This is a genomic window from Bradyrhizobium sp. JYMT SZCCT0180, from assembly GCF_018130165.1.
Classification (GTDB): Bacteria; Pseudomonadota; Alphaproteobacteria; order Rhizobiales; family Xanthobacteraceae; genus Bradyrhizobium.
Genome location: NZ_JAFCLZ010000005.1, coordinates 147,474 through 165,058 on the forward strand (window position 1 = coordinate 147,474; position 17,585 = coordinate 165,058).

Consider the following 17,585-nt stretch of genomic DNA (forward strand, 5'->3'; position numbering starts at 1 on the left):
AGAACGCCAATGCTGACGCGACGCAGTATGATGCTTGCCTCGATCGCCGCCGGAGTGACCATGAACAGCCGAACCGTTGTTGCCAAGGCAGCCCAACCGGCAACGCCGGTGAGCTTCGACATTCCTGCCGGCGCCTGCGATTGCCACACCCACATCCATCCGGACCCCGCGAAATTCCCGTTCTTCGCCGGCCGCGTCTACACGCCGGAACTGGCCTCGCCCGAAGAGATGACCGCCTTGCACAAGGCGATCAGGATGGAGCGCGTGGTGATCGTGACACCGAGCATTTACGGGCCCGATAACTCCGCCACCCTGTTCGGCATGGCCGCGCGCGGCGCGACCGCGCGCGGCGTCGCCGTGATCGACGACAAGACGTCGGAAGCCGATCTCGACGCCATGGGCAAAGCTGGCATCCGCGGCATCCGGCTCAACCTCGCCACCGGCGGCGTCAATGATCCCACCGTCGGCCGGCCGCGGTTCTCCGCCGCCGTCGAGCGCATCAAGGCGCGCGGCTGGCATGTGCAGCTGTTCACGAGTCTTGCCATGATTACCGCGATCAAGGATCTGATCGCGACATCGCCGGTGCCGGTCGTCTTCGACCATTTCGGCGGCGCGCAGGCCGAGCTTGGCGTCGGCCAGCCCGGCTTTGCCGATCTGGTGGAGCTGGTGAAGTCGGGCAAGGCGCATGTGAAGATCTCCGGCGCCTACCGCGCCTCGAAGCTTGGCCCTGATTACGCCGACTGCACCCCGCTCGCACAGGCGCTGATCGCAGCCAATGCCGACCGCATCGTCTGGGGCACCGACTGGCCGCATCCGGATTCGGTGACCCCTGCCGGCAAGCAGATCAGCGACGTGACGCCGCTGTTCCAGATCGACGATGGACGGCTGCTCAACCAGCTCGCGGTGTGGACGCCGGACGCTGCCGTGCGCAAGAAGATTCTCGTCGACAATCCGGCGCGGCTGTACGGGTTCTAGCGCGCCCGGCGCGAGAATACCGAGATCAGCACCGGCAGCGTGATCAGGATGACGATTGGCGCCAGCATCATGCCGGTGACGACCACCACCGCCAGCGGCTTTTGCACTTGCGAGCCGATCCCCGCCGACAGCGCCGCCGGCAGCAGCCCGACGCCGGCGACGACGCAGGTCATCAGCACCGGCCGCAATTGCAATTCGCCGGTGCGGATCACGGCCCTCACCCGCTCATAACCTTCGTCGATCAATTGATTATACTGCGACAGGATGATGATGCCGTCCATCACGGCGATGCCGAACAGCGCGATGAAGCCGATCGCCGCCGATACGCTGAACGGAATCCCCGAGATCAACAGCCCGAGCACGCCGCCGAAAATCGCCATCGGGATCACGCTCATCGCCAATAACGTGTCGACCATCGAACCGAAATTGAAGAACAGCAGCACCGCGATCAGCGCCAGGCTGATCGGCACCACGATCGACAGCCGCTTGATGGCGTCCTGCAGATTGCCGAACTCGCCGACCCACTCGACCCGCGATCCCGGCGGCAGCTGGACCCGGCTTGCGACCTTGTCCTGCGCTTCCTGGATCGCGCTGCCGAGATCGCGCTCGCGGACCGAGAACTTGATCGGCAGATAGCGCTCCTGCCCTTCGCGGTAGATGTAGGCGGCGCCCGAGATCAAGTTGATCGAGGCGACCTCGCTGAGCGGAATCTGCGTGATCGCACCGCCTGGGCCGGCGACGCCGATCCGCAAATTGTGGATCGCCTCGGCACTCTTGCGATATTCCGGCGCCAGGCGAACGATGATCGGGAAATGCCGGTCGCTGCCGGGTTCATAGATGTCGCCGGCGCTGTCGCCGCCGACCGCGACCTTGATGGTGGCGTTGATATCGCCGGGCGACAGGCCGTACCGCGCCGCCCGCGCGCGATCGACATCGATCTGGACGGTGGGCTGGCCGAGCGAGGTGAATACCGCAAGATCCGTCACGCCCTGCACGGTGGCGAGGACGGACTTGATCTTGTTGGCGGTGTCGGTCAGCGACTGCAGATCGTTGCCGTATAGTTTGATCGAGTTCTCGCCCTTGACGCCCGACACCGCCTCCGAGACGTTGTCCTGCAGATATTGCGAGAAGTTGAATTCGACGCCGGGGAATTTTTCCTGCAACTGCGCCAGCAGCTCCGCCGTCAGTACGTCCTTGTCATGGGTGCCCGGCCACTCGCTGGCCGGCTTCAATGGCGCGAAGAATTCGGCATTGAACAGGCCGGCGGCGTCGGTGCCGTCGTCGGGGCGGCCGTGCTGCGACACCACCGATTCCACTTCGGGGCGGCTACGGATCAGCTTCCGCATCTCGTTGACGTAGGTATTTCCTTCCTGCAGCGAGATGGTCGGCGGCAGCGTGGCTCTGATCCACAGATTGCCCTCTTCCAGCTTGGGCAGGAATTCCAGCCCGAGGAGCCGCGCGAACACGATGGTCGTGATCACGAGGACCGCAGCACCGGCCATCACGATCCTGCGGTTGGCGACCGCCCAATTCAGCACCGGCAGATAAAGCCGGTCGAGCTGCCGCATGATCCAGGTTTCGGTGTGCTCCATATGCGAGGGCAGGATGATGGCGCTCAGCGCCGGCGTGACGGTGAAGGTCGCCAGCAAGCCGCCGGCCAGCGCGTAGGCATAGGTCCGCGCCATCGGCCCGAAGATGTTGCCTTCGACGCCACTCAGCGTGAACAGCGGCAGGAAGGCGGCGATGATGATGGCGGCGGCGAAGAAGATCGAGCGCGACACGTCGGCGGAAGCGGACAGGATGGCGTGGCTCTTCATGCCCATCGTGGTGTCGAAGGAGATCTGGCTGCGCTCGGCCTCCGACAACGCCGCGGTCTGCGACAGCCGGCGGAAGATCGCCTCCACCATGATCACGGTGGCGTCGACGATCAGTCCGAAGTCGATCGCGCCGACCGAGAGCAGATTGGCGGATTCGCCGCGCAGCACCAGGATGATGACGGCGAAGAACAGCGCGAACGGAATTGTCGCGCCGACGATCAGCGCGCTTCGGAGGTCGCCGAGGAACAGCCATTGCAGCAGCACGATCAGGATGATCCCGACCACCATGTTGTGCAGCACGGTGTGGGTGGTGATGTCGATCAGGTCCTTGCGGTCGTAGATCCGCTCGATCTTCACGCCGGGCGGCAGAATGGTGGAATTGTTGATGGAAGCGACCAGCTGCTCGACGCGGGTGATGGTCGGCGCACTCTGCTCGCCGCGCCGCATCAGCACGATGCCCTGCACGATGTCGTCGTCCTGATCGAGGCCGGCAATGCCGAGCCGCGGCTTCTCCCCGATGGTGACATGCGCAATGTCGCTGACCAGCACCGGATTGCCGCCCGATTGCGACACCATGGTGTTGTTGAGGTCGTCGACCGAGCGGATCAGTCCGACGCCGCGCACCACGGCGGATTGCGCGCCGATATTGACGGTGTTGCCGCCGACATTGATGTTGGCGTTGCTGACGGCCTGCAGCACTTGCGGCAGCGTCAGCCCGTTGGCGACCAGCTTGTTGAAATCGACCTGCAGCTCATAGGTCTTGGTCTTGCCGCCCCAGCCGGTGACGTCGATCACGCCGGGCACGGCGCGGAAGCGGCGCTGCAACACCCAATCCTGCAGCGTCTTCAGGTCGAGCACACTGTAGTTCGGCGGGCCCTTCAGCCGGTAGCGGTAGATTTCGCCGATCGGGCTGAGCGGCGAGATGCCCGGCTGCACATTGCCCGGCAACGGCGCGAGCTGCGACAGTCGGTTCAATACCTGCTGCTGCGCCTCGTCATAGGTGTAGTCGAACGAGAACTGCAGTTTGACGTCGGACAGGCCGTACAGCGAGATGGTGCGGATGGTGCGCAGGTTCTTGATGCCGGCGACCTGGGTCTCGATCGGGATCGTGATGTAGCGCTCGATCTCCTCCGACGACAGGCCCGGACTTTGCGTCACGATGTCGACCATCGGCGGGGTCGGGTCGGGATAGGCCTCGATGTTGAGCTGCCTGAACGCGATCAGGCCGCCGACCATCACCACGACGAACATGCCGACCATCAAATAGCGGCGGCTGACGGCAAGGGCGACGAGGCGATCCATCCAGATCGAAGCTTTCAGTGAGTAGAGCGGGAGATCAGCTGCCGGACGCGGCCCGGTCGATGAACAGCGCGCCCTTTGTCACGATCAGCTCGCCGGGCTTCAGATTGCCGACCACCTCGACGAGATCGCCATTGGCGAGGCCCGCCTTGATCTGGCGGAGTTCAATCGAGTGGTCGTCATGCACGACCCAGATCCGGACCTGGTCACCCTCGTAGATCAGCGCCGTTTTCGGCACCCCGACCGCCGGGTGATCGCCCGCCGAATAGATCGTCACATTGGCGAACATTTCCGGCTTGAGCGCGCCGTTGGCGTTGTCGACGGTGGCCCGGACCAGCAGCCGGCGCGTCGCCGGATCGATCGCGGTGGACACGTAATTGACGCGCGCCGACAGCGCCTGGTTCGGCAACGCCAGCACGTTGAACGTGACGTCCTGCCCGACGGCTACATTGGCGGCGTCGGTCTCGCGCACGAAGGCGACCATCCACACGGTGGAGAGATCGCCGATGACATAGACCGGATCGCTGGCGCCGGAATTCACATACTGGCCGGGGCCGATCTTGCGCTGGACCACGGTGCCGGCGATCGGCGCGAAGATGGTGGTTTCCGGATTGATGCGGCCCTTTTCCTGGAAGGTCGCGATGTCCTCGTCGGTGAGGCCGAGAATGCGCAGCTTGTTGCGCGCCGCTTCCATCGCCGTCTGCGAGGAACGCATGTCGTTCTGCGCCTGGATCAGCGTCGCCTGGCTCTGCTGATAATCCTTGAGCGGAACGGCCTTGCCTTCGAACAGATCCTTGGCGCGCTGGCCCTGCAGCTGCGCCAGATCGAGCGCGGACTTTGCCTTGTTCATGGCGGTCATGGCGCCGATGAAATCGTTCTGCGCCTGCACGTTGTCGGCAGCCTCGATCACGAACAGCGGCTGACCCTTGACGACATTATCGCCGGGCCGGACCAGAAGCCGGGTGACCCGGCCGGCATAGGGCGAGAACACCGGTGTCGAGCGATCCTCGTCGATCGCGATCTTGCCTTCGGTGACGTGCTCGGCCCGGAAGCCCCGCGTGGCAACGGGCTGGATGGTCAGGCTGGCCCATTCGGCCGGCGACAGCTTGTAGCGCTGCTGTCCTCCCTTGCGGGACTGGCTGGACACTTCGGAATGCTTGGGCTGGGTTGCGCTGAACTGCACAAATCCATAGACGCCCGCGCCGGCGAGCGCGAGCAAGGCTATCACCAGCGCCGGTCTCCGGCGGCTAAGCATCTGTAATTGCTTAATCAATTTGCTACGCATGCGGTCTGTTCAACTCAGCAATGGCGACAATTTGCCTCACCCGCTAATAGTGCCTAATCGGAGTTCCAAACAAGCTAAAAAACGAGCACGGCCGTTAATTTTTGGAGAGGTCAGCCTGAACGCCCGCTGAAAATACCTATTCGCGCGCCGGCCATTGCGGCGGGTGGCTGCCAAGCGGCATCGCCGGGCGGGCCCAGAAAGCCGAGGTTTTCGACAACAGCGCCGAGTGCCGGACCGACCGCAGTGCACCAAAGCCGGAAGCCACCTCCTCGATAAAAGGCATCACGGTTTCCCCATTCAAATCCCCGGTCTTGAAGCCATCGGCGACGCGACCGAGATTCCACAGCCACCGGCCGGTCTGCGCCAGCGACACCCGCACGTGCCAGCTGCCGCCTTCGCGCGACTGCCGCGCCTTGGCCATCATGGCGCCGAACGCCATGAGGTAACCGGTGGCGTGGTCCAGCATCTGCGCCGGCAGCTCTTTCGGCCCGTCGACGCCCGCCGCCTGCCCTTCGGCATGGTTGAAGCCGGTGGACGTCTGCACCAGCGAGTCGAAACCGCGGCGCTCCGCCCAAGGACCGGCATGACCATAGGCCGACAGCGTCACATAGACGATCCCCGGACTAATACGGGCCGCCTCTTCCGGTGCGAAGCCGAGGCCGGCGATCGCAAGCGGCCGATAGCCCTGCGAAATAATATCGGCCTGCGCCAATAGATCGCGAAACACCGCGCGGCCTTGTTCGCTTTTGAGTTCGACAAAGCTCGTCAGCTTGCCGCGCCCGGTATCGATCGTAAGCCAGGGAATCGCCGGCAGACTTGGACCTGAAATCAACAGCACGTCGGCGCCGTGGGCGGCGAGCGTGCGGCCCGCGACGGGACCTGCGATCACGCGCGACAGATCGAGCACGCGAACGCCGGCGAGCGGCCGATCGCCCTTCGGCCACGGTTTTGGTGCGGCCTCGCCGATTTTTTCGATTGTGATCAGCGGCAATTCGGCAAGCGCCCTGGCGTGCGGCGTCGCCGACCATTCTTCGTATGAACGCATCATCGACACCACGCAACCGCCGGCATAGGCCGCGGTCTCGAACGCCTCGCCATCCCATTGCATCAGCGCGGCTTGAACATCGTCGCGCTCCGGCTTGCAGTTCAACACCTTGCAGACGGCATCGCGGTGATGCGGGAAATTGGTATGCAGCCGCACGAAGCGGGCGTCGCGCGTTTTATAAACGCCTGCGATCGCGTCCCAGGCCGGCGGCGGCGGCTTGTCGTCAACGCGCAGGTAACGCTCGGAGCGGCATTCGACCACGGCGTGACGCATGTCGACGGTAACGTCCTGCGCTTGCCCGCTGCGCAATTTCCATATCCCGGCAGCGGCGAGCCCCGTCGCGGCGACGCTGGCCTGCGCCGCGGCGGCGACGCGAAACGACGACGGCAGCTGCGGCTCTTCTCCGGTCAGCTTGATGGCGTCGAGCGCGGAAGCTTCGCCGCCGGCCGACGTCCAGATATCACTGAGAATTTCACGCGGGCTTTGCATCGGCATGTCTCTTCCCTAGTCTTTCCCAGGCATCGCAACGTAGCCCGGATGGAGCGTAGCGCAATCCGGGTAGAGCGATCCGCTTGGCGAAATCCTGCCGGATTTCGCTACGCTCCATCCGGGCTACGCCTTAACTGCACGAAGGAGTTGCAATGGCCGCCGTCGAACCCCTGACCGCCGGTGCGGTCTTGCTCGCAACCGCCGCCACCGATGCGGTCTATGTCATGTTCACCTCGGCCGTGGTGGCGCGCAAGCGCGTGCCGGCGGCGACCTGGAGCAGCGTCTGGTATGTGCTCTCGTCCTATGCGGTCATCAGCTACACCGAGAACTGGGTCTATGTGGTGTTTGCGGCGGTCGGCTCCTGGGTCGGCGCCTATGCGACGATCACGTTCCTGCACCGGCCGCCTGGCGGACCGCCGGTGGGCGCGGCGCCGGAGTAGAAATTTTACGTCTACGCATTCCGTTGTCATCCCCGCGCAGGCGGGGATCCAGTACGCCGCGGCTTCTCGGTTCTATCATTGGCGTCTCTGGAATACTGGGTCGCCCGGTCAAGCCGGGCGATGACAGCGGAATATGAATTAGCATTCTCGCGACGCATTGCGCCCGAGCTTTGCCAGAAACTTCCCGCCCTCTTATCGAGAGGGCGCAGGGAAGACCGGGTGCGCGCTGCACCCGCGGTCTCGTGTGCGGTTTGCACTAAGTAGGCTGCACACGAGCATACAGGGCAGCGGTGAACACCCGGCCTTCCCTGCGCAATGGCTTTACGGCTTATGCCGTGATCTCCCCGGAGACGAGTTCTTGGTTGACTCCGTCGCTGCCGGTTCAGCTCGCGCTTCTCCGACAGCTTGACGCCTGCAACGGGCGCCAGGACCACACGGTTTTGCCGTACGCTCGATCCACGCCATCGTCAGACGTAGACCAGCGTCCACCGCAACCCGTCCAACGTCCGTGACGACGGCCGACGCCCTCTGAGTGGGACGGGATGGGCAAATATATGCACCTGATTTGCCATTCTGTAAAAGCGAAATATTTTTTGTTTCTGGGCTTGACATGACTTCCGTAAATCAGAACTGATTTGCCCGTCGGGTTGTTTTGTCGCACTTGCGGGACTGCGGTTGCCAATTGCTGGTCGAACCGCTTAGCGACCAAAGCGGACTTCGACGGTCCGATGAATGCTATCGGTGGCCTAAATACTTTAGATAGCAGTACTTAAGGATATTTTATTGAAGTTGAGCTTGGGTTCCAGCGTGATTTCTCATCAATGGCGTAGGAGCGATGGCGCGACATGAACCGATTTGGCATCGCTGCGCTGACCATCGTTGGCCTGTTTGCGGTATACAAACTATCCTATCCGACTTACTCGTATCGATACCGCATGACCATCAACGTCGAGGTGGACGGCCAGTTGCACTCTGGTTCAAGCGTCATTGAAGTTCACGTTAGCAAGCAGGTGAGGATTTTGCATGACGTGAATCCCCTCAAATTTTCTGGAGAGGGGGAGGCAGTGTATTTAGATCTGGGAAGGCGCGGCAGGCTGGTCGCACTGTTGGCATCGGGCGAGTATGCCAATGACAAGGAATTTCCACTTTATTTGGTACATCGACTGCATTTCAAGCTTGATTTATTCGATGACCGAAAGCTGGCTTCTTTGCCGACCTTGCGGGGCAAATGGGAGTTACCCAACAACGAGCTGCCGACCCTTGTCTCTGTCACCGATGCAAACAATTCGGCGACGTTGAGTGTAGTTCGTCCCGATCAGCTTGATCAGACCTTTGGTCCCGGCGTTCGTTGGCGCGGTGTCACCATTGAGATGACAACCGACCCCGTAACTCACGGGCTTGAAGGGAAGTTACCGTTTCTCGTTTCGCAAAAAAATGTTCTGCGTAACGCGCACCAGCATCCAAAAAAGTACATTCCCGGATATCTCGCTTTTATCAGGACTTAGCCGCCGCAGTCGCGTACCCCTTCACCAACCATTTGTACAATTGTCGCTTGTCGGCACTTCATGGACATCATCGGTTTGCCGAATGTCCGCTTTGCGCCAAAGCGCCCCTTCAGCGAACGCCGGGAGCGCTGTCGTTTCCTATCCGAGGCAATCGGGAACAATTCTCTACAGGCGAGCCCGGCGCAGGCGCCTTCAGCCGGCCTGGGCCACCGAGTGCAGCTCCTCGACCAGCACGCGCATGTTCTCGCTGTAGTCGACGGGCACCACGACGAGATGCACGCCGCCTTCGCTGAAAGCTCCCTCCAGCATGGTCGAGAGCTCCGACACCTTGCCGACGCGCGCGCCCTTGGCGCCGTATGATTTGGCATAGGCGACGAAATCAGGGTTGCCAAACTCGAGGCCGAAGTCGGGAAATTCGTCGACTTCCTGCTTCCAGCGGATCATGCCATAGGCGCGATCCTCCAGGATCAGCACGACGAGGTTCAGCTTGAGCCGCACCGCCGTTTCCAGCTCCTGCGAATTCATCATGAAGCCGCCGTCGCCGCAGACCGCGAGCACGCGCCGCTTGGGGTAAAGCAACGCCGCGGCGATCGCCGAAGGCAGCCCCGCCCCCATGGTCGCCAGTGCATTGTCGAGCAGCAGCGTGTTGGCGACGCTGGTGCGATAGTTGCGGGCGAACCAGATCTTGTACATGCCGTTGTCGAGGGCCACGATGCCATCTGGCGGGATGACGGAGCGGACGTCGTGCACGATGCGCTGCGGCGTCAGCGGAAACCGGTCCTCGGTCGAGCGCTCGGCGAGATGGGCGAGAATGCCTTCGCGCAGGCCCAGCAATGCCTGACCGTTGGGGAGCTTGCCTTCGAGGCGATCGGCGAGCGCGGCAAGGCCCGCGCCGACGTCGCCGACGATCTCGGCCTGCGGGAAGTAGACCTGCTCCACCGTCGCCGGGGTGACGCCGACATGGATCACCTGCGGGCCGTCATGGCCCATCAGGAACGGCGGCTTCTCGACGGTGTCATGGCCGATCGAAATGATCAGGTCGGCCTGGTCGATGGCCTCGTGCACCCAATCCCGCTCCGACAACGCGGCCGTGCCCATGTAGAGACTGGAGCCGGCATTGACGGCCCCCTTGCCCATCTGGGTGTTGAAGAACGGAATCTTGCATCGCCGCACGAACGCCGACAGCGGCTCGGCCAGTTGCGGGCGGCTCGCCGCGGCGCCCAGCATCACGAGCGGCTTTTGGGCGGCCATGATCATGGCCGCGGCGCGATCGATCGCCGCTGACGGCGCCACCGGCAGCTCGACGGTGTGCGGCGGTATCATATCGGCGGTGGCTTCGTCCGCCGCGATGTCCTCGGGCAGTTCGAGATGCACCGGACCCGGCCGCTCCTGCTGCGCCACGCGGAAGGCATCGCGAACCAGGGTCGGAATACTCTGTGCTGACACGATCTGCGTCGCCATCTTGGCCAACGGCCGCATGGTCGCGACGATGTCGACGATCTGGAAGCGCGCCTGACGGCTGCTCCGGATCGCCTTTTGCCCTGTCAGCATCACCATCGGCATCGCGCCGAGATGCGCGTAGGCCGCTGATGTCGTCAGGTTGAGCGCGCCGGGACCGAGCGTCGTCAGGCAGACGCCCGCGCGTCCGGTGAGCCGCCCATAGGTGGCCGCCATGAAGCCGGCGGCCTGCTCGTGCCGCGTCAGCACGAGCTTGATCTTCGAACGCCGCAGCGAGTCCAGCACGTCGAGGTTCTCCTCGCCGGGAATGGCGAAGATGTATTCGACGCCCTCGTTCTCGAGGGCCGCCACCAGGAGATCGGAGGCCTTGGTCACGCGGCTCCCCTTACCCCCGATTCCGCTTTCTCCGCCCGGCGCGGCAGCGTCCAGTCCGGCCGGATGAAGTGGCAGGTGTACCCGTCAGGATATTTCTCCAGATAATCCTGATGCTCGGGCTCCGCCTCCCAGAACGGACCGACGGGCGCCACCTCGGTGACGACCTTGCCCGGCCACAAGCCGGAAGCATCGACATCGGCGATGGTGTCGTCCGCGACCCGCTTCTGCTCGTCATTGGTGTAGAAGATGGCGGACCGGTAGCTCGCGCCCAGATCGTTGCCCTGGCGGTTCATGGTCGAGGGATCGTGGATCTGGAAAAAGAACTCCAGCAGCTTGCGATAGCTGATGGTATTCGGATCGAAGATGATCTCGATGCCTTCGGCGTGGTTGCCGTGATTGCGATAGGTCGCATTCGGCACCTCGCCGCCGGTGTAGCCCACCCGCGTCGAAATCACGCCGGCGTAGCGGCGGATCAAATCCTGCATGCCCCAGAAGCAGCCACCGGCAAGGACTGCGCGTTCCGTCGAAACCGTCATGTCGGTCCTCCCTTCGGTTCACTGCGGGCGTCATTCCCCGCAAGCCATCAAGCGCGCATAATGCGGCCGAACGATGCCAAATTGCAAACAGCAACGAGCGGCTGCCTTGCGCCAGAAGCGGCCGTTCGAGCCCAGTCCGCTTTTGAACCGAAGGAGAGGTCGATCAGACTTACCAAGCGGGCTCATTCTCATCGCAGGCTATGCTGGGCATGCCCGGGGGCGATCCACGCCGTGACGACAAGATGCGCCGCCGACCCCCTGGGCGCTTTGGATGGAGTACGAGATGTTTCGGCGTTGCGGTTTCTTAACCCTATTCCTGGCTCTGGCGTTCCTGCCCCTGCTCGCGCCGCCGGCCCGCGCGGCGGACAAGGCGTGGGAGGATTGCGGTCAAATCGCCGACCAGGAACGCAAGATCGCCGGATGCACGCAGGTGTTGGCGCGCGGCGCGGCAGAGAGCGAGACGAGCCGGGCCAACGCCTATGTCAATCGCGGCTATGCCTACGGCACTGTCGATAACGACCGCGCCATCAAGGATTACGACGAGGCGATCCGCCTCGATCCGAAAGTTGAACGTGCCTATAACGCCCGCGGTCGAGCCTACTTCCTGAAAGGCGATTACGACCGCGCCATCAAGGATTACGATGAGGCGATCCGCCTCAATCCGAAATATGCGCTTGCTTACACCGGTCGCGGCAAGGCCTATCACGGCAAGGGCGACAACGACCGTGCCATCAGGGATCACGACGAGGCGATCCGCCTCGATCCGAAATTGGCGGACGCCTATAGCAATCGCGGCAATGCCTACTCCGGCAAGGGCGACAACGACCGCGCCATCAGGGATCACGACGAGGCGATCCGCCTCGATCCGAATTTTGCGGAAGCCTATTTCAATCGCGGGCTTGCCTACACCAGCAAGCGCGATCACGACCGCGCCATCAAGGATTACAGCGAGGCGATCCGCCTCAATCCGAAGGATGCGAGCGCCCATTTGCATCGTGGCGGCGCCTACTTCTTCAAGGGCGATTATATCAGCGCCATTAAGGAGTACGACGAGGCGATCCGCCTCGATCCGAAGTATGCGCTGGCCTATGAGATCCGCGGGCGGGCTTATGAAAACAAGGGAGACGCCGCCCGGGCTCGGAAGGATTACGACGAGGCGGCGCGGCTGCGGCCGAAAGCCGGGCAAACGGCGGCGACCCCAAAGAATGCCGACGATTATAACGATCGCGGACATGCCTATTCCGAAAAGGGCGATTACGACCGCGCCATCAAGGATTTCGACGAGGCCATCCGCCTCGATCCGAAAAATGCCACGTCCTACAGCAATCGGGGCGGCGCCTACTCCAACAAGGGCGACAACGGCCGTGCCATCAGGGATCTCAACGAGGCGATCCGCCTCGACCCGAAATTTGTGGTTGCCTATTTCAATCGCGGCAGCGTCTACAGGGACAAGGGCGATCATGACCTCGCCATCAAGGACTACAACGAGGCAATCCGCCTCGACGCGAAATATGCGGCTGCCTATTTCAATCGCGGGGCGGTTTACGCTACCAAGGGCGATTACGATCCCGCCATCAAGAACTTCGATGAGGCGATCGGCCTCGATCCGAAAGACGCGAAGGCCTATTACAATCGCGGCGTCGTCTACTCCAGCAAGCGCGATAACGATCGCGCCATCAAGGACTTCGACGAGGCCATCCGCCTCAATCCGAAATATGTGATTGCCTATTATAATCGCGGCAATATCCACAGGGAGACGGGCGACAACGACCGCGCCATCGCTGACTACAGCGAGGCGATCCGCTTCGACCCGAAATATGTGGCCGCCTATTTCAATCGCGCGGCTGTTTTCGTCGCCAAGGGTGATCCTGACCGTGCCATCAAGGAGTACGACGAGGCGATCCACCTCACGCCGAAAGATGCGGCGGCCTATTCCAATCGCGCCAGCGTCTACGCCAGCAAGAGCGACAACGACCGCGCCATCAAGGATTTCAGCGAGGCGATCCGCCTCGATCCGAAAAATCTGCGGGCCTATAGCGGTCGCGGCGATGCCTGGCGCCGCAAGAGCGATTTCGATCGCGCCATCAGGGATTACGGCAAGGTGATCGAACTGGCCGGCAAGCCGGAGAAGGCGCACTGGACTTACTGGCTTTACCGCGGCGTGAGTTTTGAGCGGCTCGGCAAATGGCCGCAGGCGGAAGCGGATTTTCTGAAAGCGATGGAGCTCGACCCCGATCAACCCGACGTGCTCAATCAACTCGGCTTTAACTGGGTCGATCGGAAGCTCAAGCTCAGGGAAGGCCTGGCGCTGCTCGAGAAGGCCGTAAAGCTCAGGCCGGACGACGGCTATATGCTCGACAGTCTCGGCTGGGCGCACTACCGCCTCGGCGATTACAAGGAGGCGATCAAGCTCCTGGAGCGCGCGGCCGCTCTTGAACCGGACAACAACGAAATAAGAGACCATCTCGGCGACGTGCACTGGCGGGCGGGACGCCAGGACGAAGCGCGCAAATCCTGGGAACAGGCGTTGTCGCTCAAGCCCGATCCAGCCGAAGCGAAGAAGATCAAGGACAAGATCGCCAAAGGACTGGAGAAATGAGGCGCCTGGCGGCGCAACCGGCGACACCACCGGCCGCGTCCGCGTCTTGCGCCTGCACTGCTTTGAAGCAAAGCCTTCTTTGAAGCAAAGCCCTTGGGAACATCTAAAAAGATACACAAAACGGAGCGAAATCCAAAACGGTTCGCAACCTATCTAAATTGAGTGTTCCTCAACTTCGCGGGCTGATGCTCGGTGCAACCGATGGGGTGCATCAGGAGCCGATCATGCCGACCAAAGCCCGAGCAACCGCAACCACCGGCCCCGCGCAAGCGCGCGAAGATATCATCAGCGCGCAAGCTCTCAGTACCCTGAGCGCGGGCGCGGTAAGTGCGATGAGCGCCGTTGGGGCCGCAGTCCTCAAAAGGCATAAGAATGCGATGGCCAAAAAGCCGGAATGGTTTTGGCACATCTTCGCGAAGTGCGAAGCAAAAGCCGCGCGCATCGCCGAGCAGGCCGCCCGCGCCCCTCAAGCGTGCGGCGATGCGGCATTCATCGAGTCCTATGCCAGGAGCCTGCCGAAGCTGATGGCTGCCGCGCTGAAAGCTCACGAGAAAGCCCTAACAGACTGAGCCTGAGGGCATCGCCTGGAGCAGCCTACGGAGACCGACCTCTCTTTGTGGGGTCGACCAACACGCTGCGAAGTTCGTCGATCCGTTGCGCAAGATCTATCGCATTTTCCTTCAACACGTTCATCGCATGACCGCGGTGACCTTCATCTTCCAGTTCTGCGATCCGGTCGTTGAAGGCATTCAGTTCTTCTTCCAGTTTCTGAATTCCATGTTGAACCGGAAATTGCCGGGCAGAATATTTCTCCACGGCTGATCGCTTCGCTGGACCCGTACCCTGCAAGCCCCGTCGGCGCTGTGTTGACATGGCTCCCCCGAATCGCGAGCACGTGGCGACTTCAATCTAGCGTGTTTTTCGTCGGAGGCACCATGTTGTTTGCTGCGGTGCAGGGTCTGCCTTGGCACCCAACCGACGTCGATAGTTGCGTCTGCTTCGCGCTATCTTAGCGTGCTTCTGCAATTCCGTTGCAGCACAATGTGGATTACCTCGCCCGGATGGCACATCGTCTCAGGCACGTCGTCATGCCTTGAACCGCCCGGACGGGACCCGCATACTCTATCCTGGGGTGCCGTTTTCCAGAGCACCCGCTCTTGGGAGGAACAGGGATGAAAGCATTCACTTTGGGTGCGGCGATCACGCTTGCGTTTTCCGCCGCCGCCTATGCGCAAGCGCCAAGCTGGACCGTTCCAGCGGAAAGCCAGCGCTGCCCTTCGAAATGGGGCGCGGCCGACGAGCGCGGTTCGGCCAATCACCAGAAACCCGCGGCCGTGATGAACGCCGCGAAGCTGATCAAGAGCGGCGAGGTGATCGAGCTCGCGCACGTGCTCGGTCCCAGCATGGCGTTCTTCGGGACGCGCCGCTTCGACGTGCACACCAAGCGCACCTTCATGAACCAGTTCTCCAACATGCGCGGCTCGAACGAGGAGATCGTCATCACCGAACTCGGCCAGGTCGGCACGCAGTTCGACGGCTTTGCGCACCAGACCCATCTCAACAGCTGGTACAACTGCCAGAAGGTCGATGAGAACGTCGATCGCACCGGCTTCAAGAAGTTCGGCATCCATAATGTCGGCACGCTGTTCACGCGCGGCGTCCTGATCGACGTCGCGGGATTCAAGGGCGTCGAGATGCTGGGTGACAATTACGAAATCACCGTGGAGGATCTCGAGGGCGCGCTGAAGAAGCAGAACCTGACGCTGCAGCCCGGCGACGCGGTGCTCATCCACACCGGCTGGGGCAAGCTCTACGGCAAGGACAACCCGCGCTACGTGAAATCCTGCCCCGGCATCGGCGTGCCGGCCGCGCTCTGGCTGGCTGCGAAAGACCCGATGCTGCTCGGCGCCGACAACTGGCCGGTCGAGGTCGCGCCCAACCCCGACAAGCAATTGTCGCTGCCGGTGCACCAGCTCGCGCTTGTCGTGAACGGCATCCACCTGCTGGAGAACCTCAAGCTTGACGAACTCGCGCAAAAGGGCGTCGGCGAATTCGCCTTCGTGATGCAGCCGCTCAAGATTCAGGGCGGCTCGGGCTCCACGGTGTCGCCGGTCGCGGTGAGGTAGCGGCGAGATCGTAAACCGCGATCACGCTTGGGCGCGTGCGATGTCTGCTCTGCCGAGCGGACGTCGCACGACCATTAGCCGAGCTCGAAGGTGGTGACGCCGAACACCCGTTCCAGCCGTAATGGCGGGATCGCGCCGGTATACATCCGCGCGGTCTCGAACACCGGCGTGAGCCCGAGGTCCTGCGCCAATGCGACGGCGTCGCGGTTGATCGAGGGAACGTCGAGGAAGATCTCGCCGCCGCCCACATCGGCCAGCAAAGCCGACAGAACCGTCTCGGCAGCGGCGCGGTCGTCGGCGACCAGCGGGCCGATCTTGTGGCCCTGCCGGCATGGACGGATCACGCCCCATCCGGCAAGCGCGCCATCACGCATGAGCGCGCGGCCGCGATGCCCGGGCGAGCCGATCCAGGCGCGCAGGAAGCCGTGGCGCGGCGCCGGAAACACCGTCGCGTCATAGGCCTCCACGGCAGCCAAGGGTATTTCGCTCAGCGCGACAACGCCAGTTGGCGCAGCCGGGGCCGCGACGATACCGCCGTAACGGATGTTGGCATAAGCCAGTTCGAACCCGGACCGCCGGTAGTTTTGCTGCTGCGCCACCACGCCGTCGAGCCCGATCACGCGCGATCCCGCATGCGCGATGGCCGCGTTCCATATCCGCAGACCGTAGCCGCGGCCGCGCAGATCCGCGCGCACGATATAGAAACCGAGGAAGGAGAAATGATCGCTGTAATTGACGCAGGAGACGGTCGCGGCCGGCGCGCCATCGAGCTCGCCGATGAAGAAGCCTTGGGGATCAACGGTTGAGAAGCAGGCGTCGTCGGCAAAGCCCGGGTTCCAGCCTTCGGCCGCCGCCCAATCGACGGCTATCGAGATTTCGTCCGGCCGCATCGGCCGGATGCGCAAGCTTTCCATGGCGGCGATCGCTCAGATGCAGTCATCAACCGATATCACAAATTATCATGGGAAAACGCGATGTCCGCAATAACCGGCAGATGGTCTGAACAACTTCTGGCCTCGCGATCGGTCCACGCCTTCACCATCGTCCCGCTCGGGGTGGCGTAGATGCGATCGAGACGCAGTATGGGAAGTCGCGACGGGAACGTCCGCAGGCGGGTTCGAACCGGACATCGCGCTGCCAGCGCCCTGCGCACGGACTTGAACCAGAACCAGTCGTTGAAGTCGCCGAGGACGACGGTCCGGGGCGCATTCACCAGCGCGGTGAGCGCCTGCGCCTGCGCGTAGCGCTCGTGCATGGAGAGGCCAAGATGGGTCGCCACCACATTCACCTCGCCGATCGGCGTGAGGATGCGCGCGGAAATCGCCCGGCGTGGTTCCCTCTCCTGATAGGAGACGTCGGTCACTGTGGGTTCGCAGGCGAAGGGCCATCGGCTCAGCAGGACCTGGCCATAATGGCCGTCCTGCGTGACGATGGAGTGGGCCTCCACGCGATGCTCGCCGACCGCATCCGCCAGCCGCCCGAACACATCGTCAGAACGCCCTCGCGAGTCGACCTCCTGCAGCGCGACAACGTCAGGCGACCATTTCTCAATGACCGAACAGACGCCTTCAAGGTCGAAATCGGGATTGAGATTGAACGTGCCGTGCACGTTCCATGTCATGACGCGCAACGTAGC

14 protein-coding genes are annotated in these 17,585 nt (G+C 62.6%); 6 read left to right on the plus strand and 8 right to left on the minus strand.

Going from position 1 to position 17,585, the window contains the following annotated elements; all coding sequences use genetic code 11:
• Window positions 1-9: 9 nt before the first annotated feature.
• Entirely contained in the window at window positions 10-975 is a 966-nt protein-coding gene (locus JQ641_RS09310) for an amidohydrolase family protein (protein ID WP_211995673.1), read from the plus strand.
• Here JQ641_RS09310 and JQ641_RS09315 read toward each other — a convergent pair.
• From JQ641_RS09315 to JQ641_RS09325, 3 genes are all read right to left on the minus strand, one after another.
• Window positions 972-4,094 (minus strand): efflux RND transporter permease subunit, encoded by a 3,123-nt coding sequence (locus tag JQ641_RS09315; RefSeq protein WP_211995674.1) that lies wholly within the window; start codon window positions 4,092-4,094, stop codon window positions 972-974. The genes JQ641_RS09310 and JQ641_RS09315 overlap by 4 nt on opposite strands.
• 34 nt (window positions 4,095-4,128) lie before the next feature.
• A complete protein-coding gene (locus tag JQ641_RS09320) occupies window positions 4,129-5,376 on the minus strand; it encodes an efflux RND transporter periplasmic adaptor subunit (RefSeq protein ID WP_211995675.1) in 1,248 nt (415 codons plus the stop codon).
• Between the two features lie 136 nt (window positions 5,377-5,512).
• The gene (locus JQ641_RS09325; protein ID WP_211995828.1) at window positions 5,513-6,910 is read right to left on the minus strand and encodes a CoA transferase; all 1,398 of its coding nucleotides are present in this window, start codon (window positions 6,908-6,910) and stop codon (window positions 5,513-5,515) included.
• A 152-nt stretch (window positions 6,911-7,062) separates the two neighbouring features.
• Between JQ641_RS09325 and JQ641_RS09330 the strand changes: the two genes are divergently transcribed.
• Entirely contained in the window at window positions 7,063-7,350 is a 288-nt protein-coding gene (locus JQ641_RS09330; protein WP_211995676.1) for a hypothetical protein, read from the plus strand.
• 845 nt (window positions 7,351-8,195) lie between these two features.
• Complete coding sequence (locus JQ641_RS09335) at window positions 8,196-8,855, plus strand: hypothetical protein (RefSeq protein ID WP_211995677.1); 660 nt, start codon at window positions 8,196-8,198, stop codon at window positions 8,853-8,855.
• A 192-nt stretch (window positions 8,856-9,047) separates the two neighbouring features.
• Here JQ641_RS09335 and JQ641_RS09340 read toward each other — a convergent pair whose 3' ends face one another.
• Together JQ641_RS09340 and msrA are read right to left on the minus strand one after the other, a co-directional pair.
• Window positions 9,048-10,688: an acetolactate synthase large subunit gene (locus JQ641_RS09340; protein ID WP_211995678.1), complete on the minus strand. Its 1,641-nt coding sequence runs from the start codon at window positions 10,686-10,688 to the stop codon at window positions 9,048-9,050.
• Window positions 10,685-11,224 carry a peptide-methionine (S)-S-oxide reductase MsrA gene (msrA, locus tag JQ641_RS09345; RefSeq protein ID WP_211995679.1) on the minus strand — a complete coding sequence of 180 codons (540 nt, stop codon included), beginning with the start codon at window positions 11,222-11,224 and terminating at the stop codon, window positions 10,685-10,687. The genes JQ641_RS09340 and msrA overlap by 4 nt, the downstream gene beginning before the upstream one ends.
• A 283-nt stretch (window positions 11,225-11,507) precedes the next feature.
• Between msrA and JQ641_RS09350 the strand changes: the two genes are divergently transcribed.
• A complete protein-coding gene (locus tag JQ641_RS09350; RefSeq protein WP_211995680.1) occupies window positions 11,508-13,823 on the plus strand; it encodes a tetratricopeptide repeat protein in 2,316 nt (771 codons plus the stop codon).
• Between the two features lie 224 nt (window positions 13,824-14,047).
• Entirely contained in the window at window positions 14,048-14,392 is a 345-nt protein-coding gene (locus tag JQ641_RS09355) for a hypothetical protein (protein WP_192734795.1), read from the plus strand.
• A 25-nt stretch (window positions 14,393-14,417) separates the two neighbouring features.
• Here JQ641_RS09355 and JQ641_RS09360 read toward each other — a convergent pair whose 3' ends face one another.
• Window positions 14,418-14,696, minus strand: a complete 279-nt coding sequence (locus tag JQ641_RS09360) for a hypothetical protein (protein WP_211995681.1) — start codon at window positions 14,694-14,696, stop codon at window positions 14,418-14,420.
• Between the two features lie 299 nt (window positions 14,697-14,995).
• On the opposite strand from JQ641_RS09360, the gene JQ641_RS09365 reads away from it, so the two are divergent.
• Window positions 14,996-15,949: a cyclase family protein gene (locus tag JQ641_RS09365; RefSeq protein WP_211995682.1), complete on the plus strand. Its 954-nt coding sequence runs from the start codon at window positions 14,996-14,998 to the stop codon at window positions 15,947-15,949.
• A 74-nt stretch (window positions 15,950-16,023) separates the two neighbouring features.
• Here JQ641_RS09365 and JQ641_RS09370 read toward each other — a convergent pair whose 3' ends face one another.
• Window positions 16,024-16,863 carry a GNAT family N-acetyltransferase gene (locus JQ641_RS09370; protein WP_211995683.1) on the minus strand — a complete coding sequence of 280 codons (840 nt, stop codon included), beginning with the start codon at window positions 16,861-16,863 and terminating at the stop codon, window positions 16,024-16,026.
• 35 nt (window positions 16,864-16,898) lie between these two features.
• Window positions 16,899-17,558, minus strand: a complete 660-nt coding sequence (locus JQ641_RS09375) for an endonuclease/exonuclease/phosphatase family protein (RefSeq protein WP_349628523.1) — start codon at window positions 17,556-17,558, stop codon at window positions 16,899-16,901.
• Window positions 17,559-17,585: the final 27 nt, after the last annotated feature.